The sequence below is a fragment of the Raoultibacter timonensis genome (genome assembly GCF_022845715.1).
Taxonomy (GTDB): domain Bacteria; phylum Actinomycetota; class Coriobacteriia; order Coriobacteriales; family Eggerthellaceae; genus Raoultibacter; species Raoultibacter timonensis.
Map to the genome: position 1 here is coordinate 2,987,338 of NZ_AP025564.1, position 24,645 is coordinate 3,011,982.

At 61.0% G+C, this 24,645-nt stretch carries 17 protein-coding genes and 1 other annotated feature; of the genes, 7 read left to right on the top strand and 10 right to left on the bottom strand.

Annotated elements, in window-relative coordinates; translation table 11 throughout:
* Positions 1–606 precede the first annotated feature (606 nt).
* The 4 genes from MWL89_RS12260 to MWL89_RS12275 all read right to left on the bottom strand — a co-directional run bounded on the left by MWL89_RS12260 (position 607) and on the right by MWL89_RS12275 (position 8,171).
* Positions 607–1,803 carry an NADP-dependent isocitrate dehydrogenase gene (locus MWL89_RS12260; protein ID WP_244386316.1) on the bottom strand — a complete coding sequence of 399 codons (1,197 nt, stop codon included), beginning with the start codon at positions 1,801–1,803 and terminating at the stop codon, positions 607–609.
* Between the two features lie 235 nt (positions 1,804–2,038).
* A complete protein-coding gene (locus tag MWL89_RS12265; RefSeq protein ID WP_244386318.1) occupies positions 2,039–3,307 on the bottom strand; it encodes a RidA family protein in 1,269 nt (422 codons plus the stop codon).
* 306 nt (positions 3,308–3,613) lie between these two features.
* The gene (locus tag MWL89_RS12270) at positions 3,614–5,401 is read right to left on the bottom strand and encodes an ABC transporter ATP-binding protein (protein ID WP_102377452.1); all 1,788 of its coding nucleotides are present in this window, start codon (positions 5,399–5,401) and stop codon (positions 3,614–3,616) included.
* A gap of 160 nt (positions 5,402–5,561) precedes the next feature.
* Positions 5,562–8,171: a DEAD/DEAH box helicase gene (locus MWL89_RS12275; RefSeq protein WP_425226272.1), complete on the bottom strand. Its 2,610-nt coding sequence runs from the start codon at positions 8,169–8,171 to the stop codon at positions 5,562–5,564.
* Between the two features lie 358 nt (positions 8,172–8,529).
* Here MWL89_RS12275 and MWL89_RS12280 point away from each other — a divergent pair, with 358 nt between their 5' ends.
* The 7 genes from MWL89_RS12280 (at position 8,530) to MWL89_RS12310 (ending at position 16,928) form a co-directional block, all read left to right on the top strand.
* Positions 8,530–8,967: a MarR family winged helix-turn-helix transcriptional regulator gene (locus MWL89_RS12280; RefSeq protein WP_102377451.1), complete on the top strand. Its 438-nt coding sequence runs from the start codon at positions 8,530–8,532 to the stop codon at positions 8,965–8,967.
* Positions 8,968–9,040: 73 nt separating this feature from the next.
* Positions 9,041–9,907 carry a DUF5685 family protein gene (locus tag MWL89_RS12285; RefSeq protein WP_180994950.1) on the top strand — a complete coding sequence of 289 codons (867 nt, stop codon included), beginning with the start codon at positions 9,041–9,043 and terminating at the stop codon, positions 9,905–9,907.
* Complete coding sequence (locus MWL89_RS12290) at positions 9,894–10,646, top strand: J domain-containing protein (protein WP_244386320.1); 753 nt, start codon at positions 9,894–9,896, stop codon at positions 10,644–10,646. Before MWL89_RS12285 ends, MWL89_RS12290 begins: the two co-directional genes overlap by 14 nt.
* Before the next feature lie 24 nt (positions 10,647–10,670).
* The gene (gene dnaK / locus MWL89_RS12295) at positions 10,671–12,446 is read left to right on the top strand and encodes a molecular chaperone DnaK (RefSeq protein ID WP_102377449.1); all 1,776 of its coding nucleotides are present in this window, start codon (positions 10,671–10,673) and stop codon (positions 12,444–12,446) included.
* Positions 12,447–12,586: 140 nt separating this feature from the next.
* Entirely contained in the window at positions 12,587–14,803 is a 2,217-nt protein-coding gene (locus tag MWL89_RS12300) for a bifunctional diguanylate cyclase/phosphodiesterase (RefSeq protein WP_244386321.1), read from the top strand.
* The gene (locus tag MWL89_RS12305; RefSeq protein ID WP_244386322.1) at positions 14,800–15,852 is read left to right on the top strand and encodes a sugar ABC transporter substrate-binding protein; all 1,053 of its coding nucleotides are present in this window, start codon (positions 14,800–14,802) and stop codon (positions 15,850–15,852) included. The genes MWL89_RS12300 and MWL89_RS12305 overlap by 4 nt, the downstream gene beginning before the upstream one ends.
* 245 nt (positions 15,853–16,097) lie before the next feature.
* Entirely contained in the window at positions 16,098–16,928 is an 831-nt protein-coding gene (locus tag MWL89_RS12310; RefSeq protein ID WP_102377447.1) for a MerR family transcriptional regulator, read from the top strand.
* 167 nt (positions 16,929–17,095) lie between these two features.
* Here MWL89_RS12310 and acs read toward each other — a convergent pair whose 3' ends face one another.
* The 6 genes from acs to MWL89_RS12340 form a co-directional block, all read right to left on the bottom strand.
* Positions 17,096–19,087 (bottom strand): acetate--CoA ligase, encoded by a 1,992-nt coding sequence (acs, locus tag MWL89_RS12315; protein ID WP_102377446.1) that lies wholly within the window; start codon positions 19,085–19,087, stop codon positions 17,096–17,098.
* 35 nt (positions 19,088–19,122) lie between these two features.
* On the bottom strand, positions 19,123–19,794 hold the full coding sequence (locus MWL89_RS12320; RefSeq protein ID WP_244386324.1) for a hypothetical protein: 672 nt from the start codon (positions 19,792–19,794) through the stop codon (positions 19,123–19,125).
* 226 nt (positions 19,795–20,020) lie between these two features.
* Positions 20,021–21,175, bottom strand: a complete 1,155-nt coding sequence (locus tag MWL89_RS12325) for a DUF4013 domain-containing protein (protein ID WP_244386325.1) — start codon at positions 21,173–21,175, stop codon at positions 20,021–20,023.
* A gap of 161 nt (positions 21,176–21,336) precedes the next feature.
* Positions 21,337–21,717: a 50S ribosomal protein L7/L12 gene (rplL, locus tag MWL89_RS12330; protein ID WP_102377445.1), complete on the bottom strand. Its 381-nt coding sequence runs from the start codon at positions 21,715–21,717 to the stop codon at positions 21,337–21,339.
* A 100-nt stretch (positions 21,718–21,817) separates the two neighbouring features.
* Entirely contained in the window at positions 21,818–22,339 is a 522-nt protein-coding gene (gene rplJ / locus MWL89_RS12335; protein ID WP_102377444.1) for a 50S ribosomal protein L10, read from the bottom strand.
* Between the two features lie 67 nt (positions 22,340–22,406).
* Positions 22,407–22,541, bottom strand: a sequence feature (ribosomal protein L10 leader region).
* A gap of 86 nt (positions 22,542–22,627) precedes the next feature.
* Positions 22,628–24,613 carry a Tat pathway signal sequence gene (locus MWL89_RS12340; protein WP_244386326.1) on the bottom strand — a complete coding sequence of 662 codons (1,986 nt, stop codon included), beginning with the start codon at positions 24,611–24,613 and terminating at the stop codon, positions 22,628–22,630.
* Between the last annotated feature and the right edge of the window lie 32 nt (positions 24,614–24,645).

Genomic DNA, 24,645 nt, shown 5'->3' on the forward strand with positions numbered 1-24,645 from the left:
GGCACGAGCCCGCCCGAAGCCGCGAAGCACCGGTTCGGCGCCGAGGCGCTGCGCGAGAACGCGTCGATTCTAACTTTGCGACGAAAACGGCCGCCTGATGGCGGCGAAGGCTTGTTTTGCGAAAACCTTGCATCGATTTGCACCGAAGTTTGCCGTTGCTGATTTTCCGACCTGCGATTTCGTAGAGCGATTTAACCCGAAGCGCCTTCGAGCGATTCGGAGCGACCTCGAATCGGCGCAAAACGACGATTGGCCGCCATCAGGAAGCCGTTTTTCGACAAAACCCCGTGGAAGCACGGCAGCAGCAACCCATCCGCAACGATTGCACCCGAAGGCGGCTCCCGGCAGCGGCAACCGCATACCAGCCGCAACAGCTGCACCAGAAGCCGGCTCCGAGCGGTAACGGCAGCAACCCGGCCAGCAGCCGCAGCAGCCACGGCCGTCATGTCCGGCACGACGTCCCTGACCGCCAAGATCCGCACACCCGACATAGGCGCAAGGGGCGCGGCGAGTCCGTCGGCGGCGAAACGGCGGCGGCCGAAACAACGCCGCCCCAGCACGATGCGGGCGCGTAGCCCAAAGCTGCGCGCCCGATGCGCCTTCGTGTTACAGACGCTCGGCGATCGCCAGGATGAAATCGCGCGTGCTGAGCGTCTTCGGGTTCTCGAGCGTCGTGATGCGCGCCAGATCCCCCGTCATCTCCCCCGCTTCGATGGTATCGAGCGTGGCCTTTTCCAGCCGGTCGGCGAAATCGACCAGATCGGCCAGACCGTCGAGCTCGCCGCGCTTGCGCAGCGCCCCCGACCACGCGAAGATGGTGGCCACCGAGTTCGTGGACGTCTCCTCACCGGCAAGGTGCTTGTAGTAGTGGCGCTGCACCGTGCCGTGCGCCGCCTCGTACTCGTAGTATCCCTGGGGGCTGACGAGCACCGAGGTCATCATCGCAAGCGAGCCGAACGCAGACGACACCATGTCGCTCATCACGTCGCCGTCGTAGTTCTTGCACGCCCAGATGAAGCCTCCGTCGGCCTTCATCACGCGCGCCACGGCGTCGTCTATGAGCGTGTAGAAGTACTCGATTCCCGCCTCCTCGAAACGCGCGGCGTACTCGACGTCGTAGATCTCCTGGAAGATGTCCTTGAAGCGGTGGTCGTATTTCTTGGAAATGGTGTCCTTGGTGGCAAACCAGATGTCCTGCCCCAGATCGAGCGCATACTCGAAGCAGCTGCGCGCGAAGCTTTCGATGGAGGCGTCGAGGTTGTGCATGCCCTGCGCCACGCCGGGGCCGTCGAACCGGTGCACGAGCTCGCGCATCTCGGTTCCGTCGGCTGCGGTGTAGACAAGCTCCACCGTACCGGGGCCGGGAATGACCATCTCGGTGTTCTTGTACACGTCGCCGTACGCATGACGGGCGATCGTGATGGGCTTCACCCAATTGCGCACGCACGGCTCGATGCCCTTGACCGTGATGGGCGTGCGGAACACCGTGCCGTCGAGCATGGCGCGGATCGTGCCGTTGGGGCTCTTCCACATGCTCTTGAGATCGTACTCGTCCATGCGCGCGGCGTTCGGCGTGATGGTGGCGCACTTCACGGCTACGCCCAAACGCTTGGTAGCCTCGGCCGAGTCGACGGTCACCTGATCGTCGGTGGCGTTGCGGTGCTCCAAGCCCAGATCGTAGTATTCGGTCTTCAGGTCGATATGCGGATAAAGCAGCTCGTCCTTGATCATCTGCCAGATGATGCGCGTCATCTCGTCGCCGTCCATCTCCACCAAGGGCGTGGTCATCTCTATCTTCGTCATAGTCAACCTTTCGTATTCGCGTGGGCGCAGCCCGTTGCGGGGGGCGCACCGATATGCCGAACTTTGCATCGACTCCATGATACCGCAGCACCGCGCCGCCGGGGCCCGATGCGCCCGCGAATCCGAAACAAGTCAACAAGGGCGCTCCCGGCATAAAGCCGCCGCACAGAAAAGGCTCCCGAAATCGCCCATCGGCGAAATCGGGAGCCCCGGTGTTCAGCAGGTGCCGAGCCGTTTACGCGATCGGAGGCGTGCCTTCGGCATTCGCCACGATAGCGTCGATCTGGATCAGGGCATCCAGGGGCAACGCGGATACGCCGACCGTCCTGCGCGCGGGAACGCCGCCAGGGAAAAACGCCGCATACGCCTCGTCGACAGCCTCCGCATCGTCGAGATCGCGCAAGAACACGTTCACCTTGACCACATCGTCGAGCGAATGGCCGACGCTCTCGACGATCGCCTTGATGTTCTGCAGGCATTGCGCAGCCTGCTCCTTGGCGCCGCCCGCCACGAGCTCGCCCGTCGCGGGATCGAGGGGAAGCTGAGCGGAGATGTTGTTGTAGTGGGAGAACGCGACCGTCTGGGTTGACAGCGGATTGCGCGGTGCGGCGTCGGTGTTGTTCGCCTCCACGATAAGCCCGTGCCTGTCCTCAACGGCCTGCGGAGGAGTACCGTCGCCGTGCGAAACCACTGCTTCGATCTGCACGAGAGCGTGCATGGGCAACGCCGCCGCCTCGACCACCGTACGCGCAGGAACATAGCCTACCGCTCGCGCGATCGCCGAATCGGGGAAGAACATCGAGTAGACCTCGTTTACAACCTCGATGTCGGAAAGGTCTTTGAGGAAGACGGTGATCTTGACGATGTCGTCGAAGGGAACGTCGATGCTCGCAAGAATCGCCTTCACGTTTTTCAGGCACTGCGCGGTCTGCTCCCTCACGCCGCCGACGATCAGTTGACCCGATTTCGGATCGACGGGCAGCTGCGCCGACAGGTTGTTGTAGTGGGAGAAGGCCACCGTCTGGGAATGCAGCGCGCTCAGGGGAGCTTCTGCCGTGTTGTTGACGTACTTGATGAGGTCGCCCGCCTGCGGCTCGTTCGGGATGGTGCCCTCGCCGTTCGAGAGCAAAGCTTCGATCTGCACCGAAGCACCAAGGGGAAGATCCGCGACGGCAACCGAAGTGCGCGTGGGAACGTACGTCGGGAAATACGTCCGATAAACCTCGTCGACGACATCGATGTCTTCGATGTTTCGAACGAACACCGTGATGCGCACCACGTCGCTCAGGGAATGGCCGATGCTGTCCACGATCGCCTTGATGTTCTCGAAGCACTGCGTCGCCTGCTCCCGCACACCGCCATCGACCAGGCTTCCCGTCTTCGGATCGACGGGCAGCTGCGCCGACAGGTTGTTGTAGTGGGAGAAGGCCACCGTCTGGGAATGCAGAGGACTCTTGGGCGCATCTTCAGTGTTTCGTGCCAGTACCGCGTTGTCACCGCTCATAAGTATGTACCTCCCTTTCGGAATGCGCCGTTTCGCGGCGCCTGCAACAGGGCCGCTTGAAGGCCCCACCCGCGCCGTGCTCCACGGGCTTCCGCTGTGCGGAAGGCTGCATTATACCGACTTTGAGCAGGTGCACAATTCCGAAACGAAGGTTTTTCTGATCAGTGGAAAACCGCGTTTTCGACCGTTTGCCGGGAAAAATGGAAGCGCACGGAGACGCCATGCAGAAAACCGATGACGCGCCTGCGTTTCATGCAGGAATACCGTACCTACCACTCACCGATTAGTCCGCCGCAGAAAACGACTCTACTCTAAATATGCACCGGTCTGACGGCTCCACAGGTGAGCGTACTCGCCGCCCGCCTCGATCAAGCGCTCATGAGGTCCGTCCTCCACTACCTTGCCGCCCTCGAGCACGACGATGCGGTCGAGGCTCGCCACCGTGGAAAGACGATGCGCCACCACAATGGAGGTGCGCCCGCGCATGAGCGTGGAAAGGGCGTCCTGCACGAGCTGCTCGCTTTCGGAATCGAGCGCGCTCGTCGCTTCGTCGAGCACGAGCACCGGGCAATCGGCCAAAAGCGCCCGCGCGATCGCGATACGCTGACGCTGCCCGCCCGAGAGCTTCACGCCCCGCTCACCGGTGATCGTTTCGAACCCCTGGGGCAACCGCTCGATGAACTCGAGCGCGTTCGCCTGCCGCGCCGCCTCGCGGATCTCGTCCATCGTGGCCTCGGGACGCCCATAGGCGATGTTCTCCGCGATCGTGCGGTGGAACAGGAGCGCCTCCTGGGGAACGTAGGCGATCTGGCGGCGCAGCGATTGCTGCGTGGTGTCGGCGATGTTCTGCCCGTCCACGAGGATGCGCCCCTCCTGGATGTCGGACAAACGCAGCAAAAGCTTCGTGAGCGTGGTTTTTCCCGCACCGCTCATACCCACGAGCCCCACGCGCTGGCCTGCGGGAATATGCAGATCGAATTTGTCGAATACCTGCGTGCGCGCATTGCCGTCGGTGTACCAAAAATCGATATCCTCGAAATCGATGGCCCCCTCGCGCACCGCAAGCGGCAGCGCATCGGGCTTGTCGGCAACAAGGCGCGGTTCGTCAAGGATGACGGTCATGCCGCTCGCATCGCCGAAGGCGCGGTTGAACCGCTGCAAGCCGTTGTTGATGAAATTGAACTGGTTCGTCACGGTGTAGGTGTAGGTGAACATCACCACGAGCGTACCGGGCGTGATACCGTACCAGGCGTTTCCCCCTGCGATGAACACCGCAACCACGCTCATGATGGCGATGGTGATGCATGCCGTTACGATGCCGCGCGTGAGAGAAGCCCACATGCGCTTCGAATCGCGCGCGACCACTTCTCGGTTGGCCTCGTCGAACAGACCCCGCTCGTAATCCTCGCGTCCGTAGGTTTTCACGGCGAGGATGTTCGCCACCGAGTCGGACAGCTCGCCGGAGAGCTGGTTCTGCGCGCTCGCCGCCTGCTCGTTCAAATGCAGGATGCGCTTGTACATGTAGTACGAAACCCCCGCATACACCGCCAAAAGCACCATGAGGATGGCAACGTAGACGGGCACGCGGGGAGCAAGGATGGCGCAGGTGAACACAACCGAGCAGATAACCGGCAGAAACGGGAACGTGATGGTTTCGAGCAGCAGCTGATAGGAGCTCATGAACTTGGTGGTTTGGCTTACGAGCGTGCCGCCGAACCGGTTGGAGTGAAACGACATGGACTGGTTGCACAGCGCGTCGAACGACATGGTGGCAAGATCGTAGGCGGCGGCGATCTCGAGCCGGTACATGGTGTAGTCTTGCAGCTTGCTCGCCACCTGCCCGAACACGTTGATGCCGATGAGCGCGAGGATGTAGGGACCGAATACGGCGAACACCTCATCGGCCGCAACGGGGCCCGCACTCACGCGGTCGACCACAAGGCTCATCACATAGGGGTTGCCGTACGAAAGCAGCGCCACGAAAGCGATCGTGGACGCCATGAGAGCCGCGAACAGCCCTACGTGCTTCCTCGTAACCAACCAGAAATAGTGAAGCGTGCGCCGCGTCGTCGATGGAGCGCTCGTCCGTGCCATGCTGCATTCCCTTCTCTCATGCTCGCCTAGATTATGACACAAGAAGGCGCAGGGAGCAGCCCGCCGCGCAGACTCCAGGCGACCACCCGGCTCATTCGCTGAAACCCCAAAACAAAAGAGGCGCGAAGAAGCCGCATCCACCGAACTCAGAGCACGGTACCTACAGCTCCTCGAAGAACCCCACGCGGTAGTTCTTGAACACGGCCTCGCTCTCGGCTTGCGTTGCATCGAGGTCCACGTCGGCCGCGATGCCGAAATCGCGATCGCCGTCCGAATCGCTGAATATCTGATGCACGTGCCATACGCGCTCGGTCTTTTCGTCGGACTCGTCGATAACGAGATAGGCTGCCGAGCGCGCATCCGCATCGATGAGCACCTCATCGTGCACGTCGTAGTATGCGTCGAGCGCCCGCTGCCAACGAGCCTCGCCGCAGCCCCATTCCTGATCGAGCTTGCCGAGATCGGCCGCTTTGCCCCGCGCAGCTAACCGCACGCGCGAGAAAAGGGCGTTGCGCACCAGAACGGCAACCCCGCGACGATCGCGCACCACTTCGTCGGTTGCGGCCGGAGGAGCGGCATCGAGCATCGAGCCGGCGCTCTCCCACTCGTCCACCAAACTCGAATCGACCGAACGCACGACGAAGCCCAGCCAGGCTATGACGTCTTTCAGCCGCTCGTCGCGCTTGTCTTCGGGGATCGTACGGTCGAGCACGCGAAACGCATCGGAAAGATAGCGCAGCAGCGTGCCCTCCGATCGGGCAATGCCGTAGCGGCCCACATAGCCCTTGAAATCCGATGCGGTTTCCAGCATGTCGCGAAGCACCGATTTGGGCGCGAGCTCGAAATCACGGGCCCAGGGAACCTCTTCGCAGTAGCGCTCGAACGCGCCGTCCAACAGGTCTTCCAGCGGCTTCGGGTACGTGATGTCGGCTATCCGTTCCAAACGCTCCTCGTACTCGATGCCCTCCGCCTTCATATCCGCCATAGCGCGATCCCTCGCCTGGCGCTCCTGCGCGCGCAGGACCTGCCGGGGATCCTCGAGCGTAGCCTCCGCCATGGAGATGACGTCGAGCGCATACGTCTCCTCTTCCGGATCCAAAAGCTCGAGCGCTGCCAGCAAAAACGGAGAAAGAGGCTGGTCGAGCGCAAAATCTTCAGGAAGATCGACGGTGGTGACGTACTCGACGCCTCCCCCCGCGCCGCCCTCGACGCGCTCGATAACATCGGCGCCGATGAGCGTCTCGAACACCTCGTCCGCCCGCAAGGCGAGCGCCGCCTTCTCGTCGGCGGTCTGGGCGGAGTCGTCGATGAGTCGCCGCACCCGCCCGTAGGCGTCGCCTCCTTGCACGACCTCCGACAGCACCATGGAATGGGTGATGCGCATGCGCGGTTTGAGCGTTTCGGGAACGGCTTCGATGAGCCGCCGATACGTCTGCTCGTTCCAGGTGACGAATCCCTCGGGAGCCTGTTTCTTCTTGATCTTGCGGATCTTCTTCGGATCTCCCCCGGCCTTCAGAACCAGGCGCGCGTTCTCGATGTCGTGCTCGGGCGCTTCGGCTATCACCATGCCCTCGGTGTCGAAGCCCGACCTTCCCGCCCGTCCCGCGATCTGATGGAATTCGCGGGCGCGCAGCCGCCGCATGCGGTGCCCGTCGAACTTGGCGAGCGCGGTGAGCACCACCGTATGGATGGGGACGTTGATGCCCACGCCCAGCGTGTCGGTGCCGCAAATGACGGGCAGAAGCCCCTGTTGGGCAAGCTTTTCCACCAGCAGCCGATAGCGCGGCAACATGCCGGCGTGGTGCACGCCCACGCCGGAAGCGAGAAGCCGTTTGAGCGTCTTGCCGAACGCGGTGGTGAACCGCGTGCCCGCCATGGCCTCCTTGATGCCCTCGCGCTGCTCTTTGGTGGCCACGCCGAAACTCGATAGCGATTGAGCGGTGGAAAGCGCCGCATCCTGCGAGAAGTGCACGAGATACAGGGGCGCCTCGCCCTTTCGAAGAGCAAGCTCCACCGTACCCTCGAGCGGCATCTCGACGTACTCGTAGGAGAGCGGAACGGGGCGCGGCGCGTCGGCAACGACGTCCACATCGGTCCCCGTCTGCTCCTTGAGCGATTCGGCGATGGCGCTCACGTCGCCGAGCGTTGCGCTCATCAGCAAGAATTGGGTTTTCGGCAGCGTGAGCAACGGCACCTGCCACGCCCACCCGCGATCGGCGTCGCCGTAGTAGTGGAACTCGTCCATAGCCACGCAGCCCACATCGGCGCCCTCGCCTTCGCGCAGTGCGAGGTTCGCGAGTATCTCGGCCGTGCAGCAGATGACCGGGGCCTGGGTGTTGATGTGGGTATCACCTGTGATCATGCCCACGTTCTCGCGTCCCAGCACATCCACCAGATCGAAGAACTTCTCGCTGACGAGCGCCTTGATGGGAGCGGTGTAGTATGCGCGGCGCCCTGTCGCAAGCGCCATGAAGTGCAAGCCGAGGGCCACAAGCGACTTGCCCGACCCCGTCGGCGTACCGAGGATCACATGGTCGCCGACCATGAGGTCCATAAGGGCCTCTTCCTGATGAGACCACAGTTCGATGCCGCGCGAGGCGGCCCAATCGAGGAAGCGGTCGAGAGCCTCGTCGGCGGTAAGCCACGGCTCCGGCTCCGCGTCGTCATCGTCGGGCTCCCACCAGCTCGGTGCAAGCCGTCCCAAAGATGCGGAAGCGGACGCGTCCGTGCCGCCGTGATCCGCTGCCGTATCCGCTGTTTGTTCGATCAAGAAAGACTACCTCCGATATCGCTGGATCCTGCCGACCCGCACTGGCCGAGCCCGATGCGGACCGCACCGGCGCGCGAATGCACGTCCGCTCTGACAAGTCTAGGGGATCGTCCGCCGAGAAGCCAGAGCGAAGCACGCCCGTCTTATGGGGAACGCGTGATACGCCTGTGGTATGACGGTGTGATAGGTTTGTGACGAAGGCCTGTTTCTCAAAATAGTATTACTTTATTACTATATTTTTGAATCACTCGCGTTCGACGAACGGGCTTCGGCAAGCAGCTCCGAGCATCGGATTTCGGGTTTTACGACAGCAGCGCCTCGCCGAGAGCGAACTCGCGCGGAAAGGAACGAGCAACCGATGACGCCCAACGAATTCCGTCGCGAGTTCATGTCCACCACCCGCGCCATGCAGAACAGCGTCCACAAAACCATGCTTCCGATCTGCCAGGACCACGGCCTCACCATCCAGCAGCTCATCGTCTTGACCGAGCTGGCGGACGGTGCCGGGCAAACGGCAGGCCAGATCAGCGATCGCGTGGGCATCCTGCGCACCAACCTCGCCCCGGTATGCCGCAAACTCGAAGAAAAGGGACTCGTTGAAAAGATGCGGCACAGCGAAGACGGGCGCGCCGTGGCCATCCACATCACCGGTCGGGGAAGCGCGCTGCTCGCCTCGATCGACGATACCGTCGATGCCCGCTTCACCGAAGCGTTTGCGGCAGAACCGAAAGAAACGTTCGACGATATCATCCGCGGATTGCACCTTCTCCGCTCGTTCACCGAAAAGCTCGCATGATGAACGTCCTCCACCGCCCTGCGCGCGCATCGATCAAAAGAGCTCCGATACCGACACCGACGAGGAGGCCAGCATGTTCGGCATCATGACCGTCAACGCCGCCGACCTGAGCGACGCCGAAAAATCCCGCTACCGCGAGCTGTACTGCGGACTCTGCCGATCGCTTAAGCAACGCGGCGGCGAGCGCAGCCGCGCCTGCCTCACCTACGACCTGACGTTCCTCGTCATGCTCTACCACTCCCTTTACGAACCCGCAGAAGAGCACGGCGAAACGCGTTGCCCCCAGCATCCGATCGAAGCCCACCGCTTCGCTGCCAGCACCTACACCGATTACGCAGCCGACCTTTCCATTGCGCTCGCCTACCATAAACTCGAAGACGACTGGCACGACGATCACGCGACGATCGCCCGTGCGGGAACGAAACTGCTCGCAAAACCCTATCGGGAGGCCAAAGGGCGCATTCCCGAGCAATGCGAGCTGATCGAGCGCGCCTGCACCGAGATGAGATCCCTCGAGCAATCGCCGAACGCCTCGCCCGATGCGGTCGGCAACCGCTTCGGCGAACTTCTCGGCGAGCTGTTCGTATGCAGGCAGGATCCCTGGGGAAGCGCGCTTCGCCGCATGGGGGCGTCGATCGGAAAGTTCGTCTACCTCATGGATGCGGTCGTCGACTACGAAGACGACGTGAAGTCGGGCAGCTACAACCCACTCGTCGCGGGCGGCATCGATCCGAACGTCGCCCGCGAACCGCTGCTCGCCTTCATCGGCGAAGCGGTTCAGGCATTCGAGCGTTTGCCGCTCGAACAGGATATCCACATACTGCGCAGCGTTTTGTACGCAGGCGTATGGGGCACGTACAACGAGCGATTCGCCCCGGAAGACAAAGCAACGGCAACCCCCGAACAGCACGGAGCAGACGATGGCGATGGACCCCTATAGCGTGCTCGGCGTCGAGCGCGGCGCATCCCAGGACGACGTGAAGAAAGCGTACCGGAAAAAGGCTCGCGAGAACCACCCCGACCTCAACCCCGACGACGAGGCCGCCGCGCGTCGCATGAACGAGGTCAACGAAGCATACGACCGCATCATGAACCCCGAGAAGTACGCTCGGGAACGGCCGGTCGGCTCGGCATCGTCGACGGGCGGGCCGTATGGGGGAGCAAACCCCTACACGGGCGGGCCGTATGCGGGCGGCGGAACGCAAGGGGGAGCCGGATCGGGCAATCCCTACGACTGGATCGATCTCGACGATCTGTTCGGATTCGGGCAAAGCGCCCAGAGCGCGCCCGTCCATCCCGAAGCCTCGGCCTCCGATTCGCCCGAGGTTCGCCGTATCATCGACGACATCAACGCGGGGCGCTACGACCGGGCAGTCGAAGCTGCAAGCTCGATACCGAGCACAGGCAGAAACGCGCGCTGGTACTACCTTTCGGCTCTCGCGAACAAGGGCGCGGGCAACACCGTGCTCGCGTTCGACCATATACGCAAAGCGGTGCAGATGGATCCCGGCAACGCCGACTACGCACGCGTCGAACGAACGTTTCGCCAAACGGGGCAAACCTACCAGCAGGAAAGCCAGGAACGAGGGTTCACGAGGGGCGGCATCGATCCCGCCACCATCTGCTGCGGCCTGCTCGCTGCGCAGATGTTCTGCCGACCCTACTGCCTCGGATTCTAAAGCTCCCTTACGAAAGGATTGCGCATGACCACCACCATAGGAATCGATCTCGGTACCACCAACAGCTGCGTCGCCCTCGTCGAGGGCGGGCGTGCAAGCGTCATCGCCAACGCCGAAGGCGAGCGCACCACCCCGAGCGTCGTCGCGTTCGGCAAAGACGGCCAGCGCCTCGTCGGCACCGTCGCCATGCGCCAAGCCGCCACCAACCCGCACCGCACCTTCGCATCGGTGAAGCGGCATATGGGTACCGACTGGCGCGCTGCGCTCGACGACAAGCGCTATACCGCCCAGGAGCTGTCGGCGATGATCCTGCGCAAGCTCCGGCAGGATGCGGAAGCCTATGTGGGACACGATATCGTCGATGCCGTGATCACCGTACCCGCCTACTTCAACGACATGCAACGGCAAGCCACGAAGGATGCCGGGCGCATCGCGGGGCTCAACGTGCTGCGCATCATCAACGAGCCGACCGCAGCAGCGCTCGCCTACGGGCTCGACAACGGAGGCGCGCAGAAGGTCATGGTGTACGACTTGGGCGGCGGTACGTTCGACGTATCGGTCATCGAGATCGGCGACGGGGTTATCGAGGTGCTCGCCACGGCGGGCGACAACCATCTCGGCGGCGATGATTTCGACGAACGCATCGTCGATTACCTCGCCGACGGGTTCCTGCGCGAGCACGGCGTCGACGTGCGCCGCGACCCCGCCGCGCACGAACGCATCCGCGAAGCTGCAGCTACCGCGAAAAAGGAGCTCTCCTCCATCGAATCGACAACGGTGAACCTCCCATTTCTCGCCCAGGGGAGCACCGGTCCGCTCCATATGGAAACGGTGCTCACGCGCAGCGCGTTCGAGAACATGACGCGCGACCTCGTCGAGCGCACGACAGGTCCGGTGCACCAAGCGTTGAGCGATGCGGGGATCGCCGCTTCGGAGCTCGGCCAAGTGCTGCTCGTGGGCGGCTCCACCCGCATCCCCGCCGTACAGGCGCACGTGCGCTCTCTCACGGGCAAGGAACCGTCGTCGTCGATCAACCCCGACGAATGCGTGGCGCAGGGAGCCGCCATCCAAGGCGATACGCTTTCGGGCGCAAAGGCGGGGCTCGCTACGCGCGGCGGCGAGATACTGCTGCTCGACGTGACGCCGCTCAGCCTCTCCATCGAAACGATCGGCGGCGTAGCCACGCGCATCATCGAGCGCAACACCACCCTGCCGGCCCGTCATTCCCAGGTGTTCACCACCGCGGCGGCGTTTCAGACCAAGGTCGAAGTCCACGTGCTCCAGGGCGAGCGTCCCATGGCAGCCGATAATAAAACCATCGGGAACTTCCAGCTCAAGGGCATCAAACGCGCACCTGCCGGTACACCGCAGATCGAAGTGACGTTCGATATCGATGCCAACGGCATCCTCAAAGTGTCGGCCAAGGACCTCGGCACGAACAACGAGCAATCCATCACCATCACCGATTCGGAGCGCATGTCGGACGACGAGATCGAGCAGGCTATCCGCGATGCCGAAACCTACGCTGCAGCCGATGAGGCGCGACGCGATTCGTTCGTCGTTCGCGAAGACGCCCAGCGTTTGCTGAACGATGCCGAAAGCGCCCTGAACTCGGTCGGCAAGCAGCTCGACAAAGAGGAGAAGAAAGCGATCAAGGCAGATGCTGCCGCCGTGCGCAAGTTGCTGGCGAAAAAACCCGAGAAGATGGACGACGCCGACCGCAACGCCCTCAAAGCCGCCGCCGAAGCACTCGAGCAATCGAGTGCCCACGCTCGAAAAACCGCCTCGTCGCAGAAATAACCAGGAATAACTTCAACCGTTTATCCAAATCCTAACTTAATTGGTTATATTTCATTGTCTTTTCTTATCGCCTGACGGAAAATAAGCCAATTACGCCACACCCCGCGGCGTCTGCTTATTTTCCGTTCAAGGTAGTGAGTGTGAAACTGGATCGCCTCAAACTGCATGCTACTCGTCTCGCGATCATCGCCTTGGCCGCGGTTCTGCTCGGCGCCGTCGTCGCCCTCATGACGCACGTGCAAACGCTCCTGAGCTCCGATTCCAAGATCAACCTCACCGAAATCGTCACGCAGAACAAAGACGTGATCACCAGCAAGATCGGTCTCGAGGTCAACAACCTCGAGACCGCCGCCAACCAGCTCGCCGACATCGCAAGTTCCCATACCGCCGAAAGCGACCCCCTCACCGCCTCCTTCGAAGAGTACTGCGGTCGCGAGAACGGCGAGAGCATGTCGGTTGCGAACACCGACGGCACCGCATTGTTCTCCGACGGTACGCTGCTCGACATTTCGGGACGGGGTTACTTCAAACTCGCCCTCGAAGGCACCCCGAACATCTCGGGGCGCGTCATCTCGCGCATCACCGGCGACGAGATGTTCGTCATCAGCGTACCCGTATACTCCCAGGATCAGATCATCGGAACGCTCCAGAAGCAGTACACCCCCGAAGAGATGTACGACATCTGCTCGCTCTCCCTTTTCTCGTCCCAGGGCTCGATGAGCATCATCAACAGCGACGGGTACATCGTCATCAGCTCGCAGGGCGGCGACTACAGCCAAGAGACGGAGAACTATTACCGGGCGCTGTACGCGAGGGGGAACCAAGACGCTGCAAAACAGCTTGAAGGCGATATCGGCAACGGAACAGCGGGCTTCATGGAAACGAGGGAGAACGGCGAGGTGCGCTTCTCGGCCTACACGCCGATCGAGACGATCCACGATTGGTATCTCATCACAAGTGTTTCAACCACCGCCGTCTCCCCCAATGCAGCCGTTGTCGTGCAGTTGTTCTACGTCATCTTGTTCCTCGTGGTTGCGGTCTTTGCCATCTGCATGCTCCTCTTCCTTTCGTACAAGCGCCGCCAGCAGAAAAACCTCGAGCGCGTTGCGTTCGTCGACCCGGTTACCGGAGGAAGCACGTTCAGCCGTTTCGGTCTCGACGTCAAAGAAGCCATCGAGAAAAACGACGGCAGGCAATGCTCCCTCGTGGCGTTCGACATCGATAACTTCAAGTACATCAACAGCTACTACGGCTTCGATTTCGGCGACCGCGTCCTCAGAACCATGCATGATGCGGTAAAGGAGAACCTGCAGCCAGGCGAAGCCCTTGCACGCGTATCCGGGGATCACTTCATCGCCCTGGTCTTCGACGCGGACGACGCGAGACTCGAAGGCATACTCGCTTGCGCCACGGCGCAAAAGGACGCAACGATATACGTCTCCGCAGGAGTCTACGACGTTCCCGATCCACCCGAAACCGTAAACCTCATGGCGGACAAGGCGAGTACGGCCGCGCTCGGTGCCAAAAGCACCCTGCATCGGCGCATAGAGCACTACTCGCGAGAACACGACGAACGGCTTGCGCGCAACGAGCAGATGAAGCGGGCCGTCGAGCGCGCACTCGAGCAAAACGAGTTCGTGGCTTTCTACCAGCCCAAGGTCAACGTCGAAACCAACTCGCTCGTCGGAGCGGAGGCGCTCGTCAGGTGGCGCAAAGAGGACGGGTCGCTCGTCCCGCCGCTCGAATTCATTTCCATGTGCGAGAAAACCGGCTTGGTCATCGAGCTCGATATGGCCGTGCTCGAAAAGGTTCTTCGGTTCCTGAAGAAAAACCTCGACGACGGCATCGAATGCGTTCCCGTTTCGGTCAACTTCTCTCGCCTGCACCTGCTCGACGATGGTTTCATCGATCGCGTGGCCGATACGATCCGGCGATACGGCGTCCCCGCCCGCCTCATCGAAATGGAGTTAACGGAGAGCGCCATGTTCGATAGCCAGGAAGCCATCGCATCGTTTGTCGAAAGCGTCCACGAAAAGGGGCTCTGTGTCGCGATGGACGATTTCGGCTCGGGGTATTCCTCCCTGAACATGCTCAAGGACATCCCGATCGACGTGCTGAAAATCGACCAGGGCTTCCTGCGCAACACCGAAGACAGCGACCGTCTGGCGGTCATCTTCGCCTCCGTCGCCCAGATGGCTCAAAACCTCGATATCGACGTCGTGGTCGAAGGCGTCGAAACCGCCGACAACGTCGACCTCATGAAGCGCAACGGATGCTTCGTCGCCCAAGGGTACTTCTACGCTCGCCCCATGAGCGAAGACGAATTCGAACCCATCTTGAGAAAAGGAACGCTATGACACGAACGATCTTGCGCGGCATCCTCGCCGCAGCGCTTGCCATCCCGATACTGCTCGTAGGCGCAGGATGCAGCACGGAAAGCCAAGCGCCCTCGCCCGACAAGGCGCAGAACGGCGATCCGGTGAAGATAGGCGTCTCGTTCGGCGTCGGCGATGCTTCGCGCTGGGTGAGCGAGCAGCAGTACATGGAGAACCGGGCTGCGGAACTCGACGTCGAGATCGAGGTACGCCTCAACAAGACCGACGAGCCGAAAACGCAGACCGAAGACTGCATCGAGATGATCGACGGCGGCATCGACGTGCTCATTCTCACGCCCCGCGACGTCAACAACGTGCAGGACATACTCGCTTACGCGAAACAGCACAACGTCCCCGTCGTCGACTACGCCCGCGCCATCACCAACGAGGACGTCGATCTGTTCGTCGGCTACGACAGCGGCCGCATCGGCCAGACGCTCGGCCAGTACCTCACCGAGCTCGTAGACGAGGGCGATTACATCATCCTCAGCGGCGATCCGGGCGACTACAACGCGGAGCTGCTCAACGAGGGAGCACTTCGCTACATCGATCCCATAAGAAGCGACATCAACGTCATCCTCGAAACAAGCGTACCCGGCTGGTCGCCGGACGCGGCCAAGCAGCTTGTATACGACGCAGTGTCCGCCAACGGCAATTCGGTCGATGCGATTCTTGCCCCGAATGATAAGATCGCGGGAGCCTGCCGCGAAGCGCTCGACGAGCTCGGCATCACCGACCCGGTAATCATCACGGGCATGGACGCCGAACTCGATGCCGCAAAGCGCGTCGTCGACGGAAAGCAGAGCGTCACGGTGTACATGGACCTCGAGGAACTCGCCACCACAGCGGTCGACGAGGCATGCCACCTCGCACGGGGCGAGGCCGTCAACGCGAACGCCGATTTCGATAACGGAACCGAAAACGGCATCACCGCAAACCTCATCACCGGGAAACTCGTCACGAAAGAAAACCTCGATAAGATCCTCATCGACAGCGGATACTTCACCCGCGAGGATGTATACGGAGAATAGCCGAAGCCTCTCACCGATGCGAAACGGCCTGCCGAAAGCACGTTGGCAGGCCGTTTCGCATCGTTTCCCGTTTTATCAGGTAAGACATTGCAAGCTTACGGTAGTATCGATACACGGGTCAACCGTCGAGCGCACCAACCGGCAGATCCGCGTTCCGCTTTTCGGGCGACAGTCGACCGCAGCGGCAACGATAGCCGATAACGCCTAGCCAGGCTGCCGAGCGCTCGACTGCGAAAGGGGGTCTAATGCACGATTCGCTGCTGCTCTCCTCAGGGGAGTTCGCTCAGATGTGCAACGTCAGCAGAGAACTGCTCATCCACTACGACAAGATCGGCCTCCTCAAGCCGAAAGAAGTGCGCGAAAACGGATACCGGTACTATTCGCTCAAGCAGCTCTACATGTTCGACGTCATCCGCTTCTTCCTCGACACCGGCATGTCCATGAAGGAGATCAAGGAATACCTCGACAATCGATCGACCGAGCTGTTCCTCGAAAATGCTCAGGAGAGCATCCAGAAGATGGAACGGCAGCGCGACATCATCGATGCCCGCATAGGCATGATGGAGAAGATGCGCTACATCACCCAGAGAGCGCTTCTCTTCCCCAAAGACAAGCCGCGTCTGTCCTACTGGGACGAGATCTGGTTCATCACAACCGAGGTCGAACGCGAGCGAACCCAGCAATCCTTCGCTAAAGCGATGAGCGAGCATTCCGATTTCTGCCGCTCGGCAGCCGGCGTATCCAAATTCCCCCTCGGACGCGTCATCGACATCCCCGATCCGAGCAAACCCGAAGAATACTACTACACCAAGCTCATCACCTGGGTCTCGCCTCCGGAAAACCGCATGCACCTCGGCAATCGCCTCGAATGCAAGCCGCGGGGCAACTATGCGGTCATCTTGCACCAAGGGGGCACGAGCACGGTCGAGCGATCCTACGAGAAGCTTTTCCGCTATGTCAAGAAAGAGGGTTTCGACATGCTCGGACCGATCTACGAGCTCGACATGAGCTCGTATCTCATGTCGGATTCCTCCGAGGATTACCTGATTCACATTTCGGTGCTGGTGAACGCCTAAACGCCGCCAACCATACGAAGCCCCGCATGCTAGCGATCGCATGCGGGGCTCCGTGCTTTTCCAACCGCCGGTCCGTTTTCGGTAATCCTCCCGAAAACGGCTACCGCCCGCGACAGCGTTTCGCATGCCGCGGGCGGTATCGATGAACAGTGCGCGTCGGCTTGCGCCTAAGCGCTCATGCGCTTGGTTTCTTGAATCAGGTCGTTGACCACCGACGGTTCGGAAAGCGTCGAGATGTCGCACAGGTTCTCGGTGTCCTGAGCGGCGATCTTGCGCAGGATGCGCCGCATGATCTTGCCGCTTCTGGTCTTGGGCAGCGCGCTTGCGAAATGGATCACATCGGGGGTCGCGATGGGTCCGATGTTCGCCCTCACGTGGTTGCACAGCTCGGCGCGCAGGTCGTCGTTGATAACCGTGCCCTCTTTGACCGTCACATACGCGTAGATGCCCTCGCCCTTGACCGGATGCGGATAGCCCACAACCGCCGCCTCGGCAACCTGCAGTACCGACACGAGTGCGCTTTCGACTTCGGCGGTGCCGATACGGTGACCCGAAACGTTCATGACGTCGTCGATGCGGCCCGTGATCCAGAAGTAGCCGTCCTCGTCGCGGTAGGCGCCGTCACCCGTCAGATAGAATCCGGGCATCGGGAAGTACACGTTCTTGAAGGCTTCGGGGTTGTTGTATACACCGAGCATCATGCCGGGCCACGGCCTCGATATCACGAGGCTCCCACCTTCGTTGGGCGCTGTATCGTCGCCATCCGAGCCGATCACCCGCGGGGAGATGCCGAAGAACGGCAGGGCGGCAGAGCCGGGCTTCATATCGACAGCGCCGGGGATCGTCGTGATCATGACGCCGCCCGTCTCGGTCTGCCACCACGTATCGGCAATGGGGCAGCGCCCCTGGCCGACGGCCGAGTAATACCACAGCCACGCCTTCGAGGTGATGGGCTCCCCTACCGAACCGAGCAGGCGCAGGGTGCTGATGTCGTGGTTGTTCACCCACTGTTCGCCGTCTTTCATCATCGAGCGAACCGCAGTCGGTGCGGTGTAGAGGATGTTCACGCCGAACTTCTCGACAACATCCCAGTAGCGGTCCGGCTTCGGGTAGTTCGGAACGCCCTCGAACATGAGCGACGTTGCACCGTTGGACAGAGGCCCGTACACCAAATAGGAGTGCCCGGTAATCCAGCCTGCGTCGGCGGTGCACCAGTAGATGTCGGTTTCCTTGAGATCGAACACGTACTTCATCGTAAGCGTCGCATACAGCAGATAGCCGCCGGTGCCGTGGAGAATGCCCTTGGGCTTGGCGGTCGAACCGCTCGTGTAGAGGATGAACAGGGGATCGTTCGACTCCATGTTCTCGGGCTCGCAATGCGGTGATTCCGCCGCCATCTGATCGTCCCACCATACGTCGCGGTCCACCTTCATATCGGTGCGCTTCTCGATGCGGCGGACGACGACGCACGCCTCGACCCCGGGGCTCATATCGAGCGCCTTGTCGCAGATGTCCTTGAGGTGGAGGATCTTGCCCGAACGGTAGCCGTAATTCGAGGTAATGACGACCTTTGCGCCCGAATCCACGATACGGTCTTTGAGAGCCTCCGCCGAAAGGCCGCTGAACACGACGCAGTGGATCGCGCCGATACGGGCGCAGGCGAGCATGCTGATGGCGAGCTGCGGAACCATCGGGAGGTAGAGCACCACGCGGTCGCCCCTCTTCACACCCAGACGCTTGAGCATGTTCGCCGCCTTGCACACTTCGCGATGGAGACGCTGATACGTGTAGACGTCGACCTCTTCGTTCGGTTCGCCCTGCCAGATGAGGGCGGCCTTGTTCCTGCGCGGCCCGTCAAGATGGCGATCGAGGCAGTTATAGGACACGTTGAGCTCGCCGCCGCGGAAGTACCTGACGTAAGGGTTGTCGGATTCGAAGTCGAATTCCTCGACGGCATCCCATGGCTTGAACCAGTCGATATGGGTTTCGGCCATCTGCGCCCAGAACGCTTCGGGCTCTTCGATCGAGCGATGGTACATCTCGTCGTAATCCTGCCGGCTCTTGATGAGCGCCTTATAGCTGAACTCCGGAGACGGTTCGATGGATCGCTCGTTTTCGAGCATATGTCTGATGAATGCGGTACGCGTGTTCTTTTTCATGAGGGGGTCCCTTCTGCTCTCGTCTTCAGATTCGGCTATGCAACGTTGTCTACGGGGTAGCGGTCCAGATACATGACGGTCGGCGTCGTCGGCGCGTACGTATCTTCCGTGAGGAACTTGTCGGGGCTGCAGGCACGCAGGCTCTTGTTGAGGTCCGGGCGCGCATGGCTCAGATGGGCGAACGTATCCTCCAAGAGCACCGATTCGTGCATGCTCTGGCATTCGTACATCGCGGCGCACAGCGCGTCGACGGTATGCTCGCCGCAGTGAGCGCACCAATCGTAGTCGGACATATCCATGAGCACGACTGCATAGGCAATGAGCTCTTTGAACTCGAGGCAGGGAGCGAGACGCTCGACATCGGCTTGCGGAAGCGGCGTGCTGTCGCAGAGTTCGTCGATGCGCAGAAGGGCGTCCCTTCGGGCGAAAATCTCAACGTCGGCCGCCGCCAGGGCGATCAGAAGATCGACATCGTTGAGCTTCGCAATGGTCGAAATCTTGGAGGCGCGAGTAACATCGGGGTCGGCGATGAAGGCGATCAGCTCGGGCTCGCGGAGCTTCTTGACGACCGACCAGAGCATATCGCCGTGAAGCTCGCTGATAGGCGCCGCCATCGTCTGCCGCTGGGCGTTGAGTGCGGCCACATCGAGCTTTTCCGTAATCATCTGGGGTTTCCGCAGATCCATCTCTTGTTTCGTCGCTTTCATGACGTGCCTCCTTTGCTTCCTTACATTCGGGCTTCCTTTTCGTCTCTTACAAAATTTCGTATCGGATTGTCTGTGAGGCCATCATGGGGGTTGCAACGATTACAAGGTCAACGAACAACGGGATTTTTTGCCTACGACTGGCGAATAATCGTCCGCGAACGGAAAAGAGCGGCCCCGGGAACCAGGGCCGCTCGTTGGGTGCAAAGCTCGAATATCGGTAGGCGCGCTACTGCGAAAAGTCGGATCCTTCCGGTTTATCAGGGCTGGCGGGCGTGGCACCGCCCTGCCCCGGCGCAGGCGCGAATCCGCTCGAAGCAGACGGGGAACCTTGAGGATAGGGGCAGGCGTCGGGTCGGCCGTAGCCGTGCTGCTGCGGAGCCTGACCGCACTGTCCAACGGGCTGGCCGTACATGCCGGCAGACTGGCCTTGGGGCGGGTACGGCTGGCCGTACCCTTGAGACCCCATGGGCTGCCCAGGGTGCTGGTAGGGCGGCTGAGCCTGACGCGCCGCGGCCGCGTGCAGCTCGAAGGGCATCGGATCGTCCTGTCCGCGCCAAGCCGGCACATCGAACTGACGCGTCCAGTAACCGAGGGCGCGAACCACGAGCGTAGCGATGAACATGCTCGCGGCTATCGTTATATAGCCCACGAGAAGCGAGCCTACGATTGCCAGGCCGCCGAACGCGATGATCCAGCCGATGACGGTTCCATCGAAATGATCGGCCCTCAAGTTGCCGCCCGTTGCGGCGATGCCGATGAGCACCGTAACAAATATCACGATCGTGAACAACACGGAGATGACGACCGACACGATGACGGACAGAAGGATGCACATGCCGAAGATGCGCATGAGGCCGCCGAAGTCATGGCGGATCATCGCCCACATCTTGCTGAATTGGAACCCGGCGGAAAGCCTCCCGTAGATGCTCATGCGCATCGAACCGACCCACTGGAACAGCATGGCCGCAAAGGCGGTTGCCACCGTCAGCGCCGTAAACACCAGCGTCATGAGACCGCCGAACAGAAACGTTCCGCCGCTGTAGCCGCCGTAGCTGTAGCCGAACGTCAGCGAGCCGAAGCCCATCACGAAGGCCCAAACAAGCTCGATGGCCCACGGAAGCAATGCAAAGACGAAGCCTATTACCAATACGAAGAAGCCTCGGCTGTACAGCTTGCCGTCCTCGTTGCCGAAGATGCGCTTGGGCATGGGGCCGTGGATGCCCCATGCGATATCGCGAGCCCATCCGTACAGGTATCCTGCGATAGCGATGGCACCGAAGACGGGAATGAAGGCGACAAGGGAAAGCAGCAGGATCTTGCCGAACCATCCCCCCGAATTCTTGACGTCGCTCCATGCGGTTTTGAAGTAACCAGCTTGCATGAGTGTCCTTTCTACCATGAAATTGGAACACACTATACACAACGGGGGGAGCGCAAGGCTCCCCCCGTTGGTTTCGTTTCCAAGGTGTTAGGTTCATGAAGAACCGGCAACACCAAGCGTTTTACCGCAGCATCGGCGCTGCGGCGAGGCGCACGGCTTCGTTACTTGAGGGTAACGGCAGCGCCGGCATCCTCGAGCTGCTTCTTGAGCTCTTCGGCCTTGTCCTTGGCAACGCCCTCCTGGATCGGCTTCGGAGCGCTCTCGACGAGCTCCTTGGCCTCTTTGAGGCCGAGGCCGGTGATCTCACGGACGACCTTGATAACGGCGATCTTGTTGTCACCGAAGCCCTCGAGCACAACGTCGAAGTCGGTCTTCTCCTCAGCAGCGGCAGCACCGTCGCCTGCGGCAGGGGCGGCAGCAACGGCAACCGGAGCGGCAGCGGAAACGCCGAAGACCTCTTCGAGTTCCTTCACGAGTTCGGACAGCTCCAGGGCGGGCATTTCCTTCAATGCCTCGACGATCTCTTCACGGGTCACAGCCATGATGGTTCTCCTTTTTTTCTTTTATCCGCAGCATAGGCGGATACACGTTTTCGTTTTCAAACGCCGGCCTCGTTTCACGCTGCCGGCTTCAATACAGCGCTTAAGCTGCAGGTTTCTGCTCTGCAATCTGGTTGACGCAGCGAGCGAACGCCTCCATCGGAGCGTTGAGCACGCGAACCGTCTGGACCAGCGGGTTGCTGATCGTGCCGAGCAGCATAGCGATAAGACCCTCGCGAGACGGCAGAGAAGCAATAGCTTCGACCTGCGCCGCATCGACGAACTTACCGTCCATCATGCCGCCCTTGATCTCGAGAACCTTGTTCGCCTTCGCGAAATCCTTCAGGGCCTTCGCAGAAGCAACGGGATCCTCGCCGGCGAACACGAAGGCCGAAGGGCCTTCCAGAATCTCGTCCATGTTGGGAAGCTCGAGCTCGTCTAGGGCGAGATGCATGAGCGTGTTCTTGTACACCTTCATGCTTGCACCCGCCTCGCGCACGTTGCCGCGCAACTCCTGGATCTGCTTCACCGTCAAGCCGCGATAATCGACGACCCACATGGCGTTGACATCCTTGAGCTCTTCCTTGATCAGGGCGAGCGTTTCGACGTTATGTACGTTGGGCATTAATTACACCTCCTTTTCCATGCAAACTCGCGTTCCGTCCCTCATCGTGGGTGAATCTTGAGCTTTCATGCAAAAGAAACGACCCCTGGTGCACAATGACAGCAGGGGTCGTAAAACTCATATTTACAGACCACCTCGGCGGGCCGCTTTCGCGATTAAACCTTTCGGTACCTGCTGTCTTGGGCAGCGGAACAATCTTTCATTCCATGCGTTTTAAAAACGCATCGTTATATACTAGCCGCTTCTCGAACGATGTCAAGCGGTTTCACGAAGAAGCCTCGTCCGGCCTTACGCCGCCGTTCCCGCGGCGGCACCGTCTGCGCCCGCAGCGGCACCCGCGTCGCCGGCCGCTCCGGCGGCACCTTGCGCCTCCTCGTCCGACGACGAGGAGTTAGCCGCCTTCGCAGCCGCCGCAGCAGCCTCCGAAGACACCCGCTCCCCGATGATCTCCTCGGCCACGCACACGCCGTCCGAATCGAGGTAGTTGAACGTGATCTCGTCGCCCTCGGCGTACGCCACGATTCCCATGAGGCGCGGCAGCGCAAAGTCGTAGAGGTTCGTATCGTCCACGAGTTTCACGTAGAAGTGCGAGTTGCCGTCGACAACCGCCGTCACGATGCGCTCGATCGTACCGCTCGTTTCCGTAACGATGCTCGTATCGCCCTCGTCCGAAAGCTCCACGCCGTTGGTGGCCAAGAGCGTCTTGTAGGCCTGTTGCGTCTCTTCGACCGTATTGCCGACTGCAACGTTTTGATAGCGCTGGATATCGAGCATCGCGAACATCTTCACGAGACCGGCGTTGTCCTTGAGCGCCATGAAGTACGTGGGCTGGCCGCTGATGTTGATGAGCAACGGGAACGTCGCGTTGTAGCCGAGATGCTGAACCTGGCCCTCGGCCGAGCGCATCGCCGAATCTTCCGTAGCGCCGGCCACTTCGTAGAAGTGCGATTCCGCAGTACGCTGGTTCACCAGCACGAAACCGACGATCGAGTTGTCGGCGGTCGCCGAGGTTACACCGGAGTACACCCATACGTCATCGTCTTTGGCGATGTAGTTGTAACCAAGCTGGCCGTTGGTGCCCGGCGTGGTCTGCACAACGCCCTGCTGGCCGAGCCACGAGTTGATCCAGCCGTCCTTGTACGCGCCGTACCAGTTGTACTGCTCGACCAAGAGGTCGGCAGGGTACACGCGGTCGACCCACTGCGGAACCTCATCGACCGAGAGGTCGGTGCATTCGCCCGTGGTGGCATCGCACATAACGACGCGCTGGATGGTCTTTCCGCCGAAGAGTCCGATCGTACGATCCTGCACCGGGCAGATCCACCACGGCTTGCCGTCGTCGTCGATCTCGAAAGCAAATTGATCGAACATGTAGAACGGGTACTTGAGCTGCACGTGACGATCGATGTTGCGCGCGAGCGGCTCCGACTGAGAATAGCGGATCGGGTTATCGCCCAGACGCACGATCTCGGCATCCTGCGTCGTCATGTTGACGAGCGCGTAGGCGGGGATGCCCTGTTCACGGTTTGCGAGCCACTTGAACAGGTCGGCGTAGCCGAGCGGACTCACGCGCACGGGGCTACCCTGGTAGTTGATCTGGCTGTAGAGCGGCGATATCTCGAACTGGCTCACGTACTCGGGGATCGAGCCCATGGTGCGGTTGCCGAGAAGCACCGCCGAATCGCGGTCGATGACCGGGATCTGGTTGTAGTCGACTTCCTTGATGTCTTCGGCGAACACGTCGTCGGTGGTCTTGAGGATGCTCGCGTACTTCTCGGCATTGCCGGGGAAGAACGAAAGCGAGGCGACCGCGCCGATCACGCCGACAAGCACCACGAGCACGGGAAGGTACGAAACGATCTTGAAGGTTTTCGCCTTCTTCTCGTTGTACTCGTATTTGCCGGTGCCCTTCTTGTACGCCATCGAGCGCATCCAGAAGAACAAGAACAGCGGAAGCAGGATGAATATGGCTACGAACATCCACGTATCGGTCGAATGGATGTTGATGGGCGGATGGAACCACCAGTACGCCACTGCTGCGATGACGACGATGGCAATGATCGCGATGATGATCGCCTTCTTGCCCCACGTTGCCATCTTGTCCCCGAACGAGACCTCGACCCGCGGCGGCTTGTTTCCCCCGCCTGACGACTCCCCATCCGAGCCGCCGTCGCCGGAGGAATTCCCCGAGAACGGATTGCCCCCGCTTCCCACGTCCACACCCGATTGGCGCAGGGCTTCCAACAAGGCATCTATACCTGATGTCTGTTTCACGAATAACTTCCCTTCTTAAAGCACAATGCAAT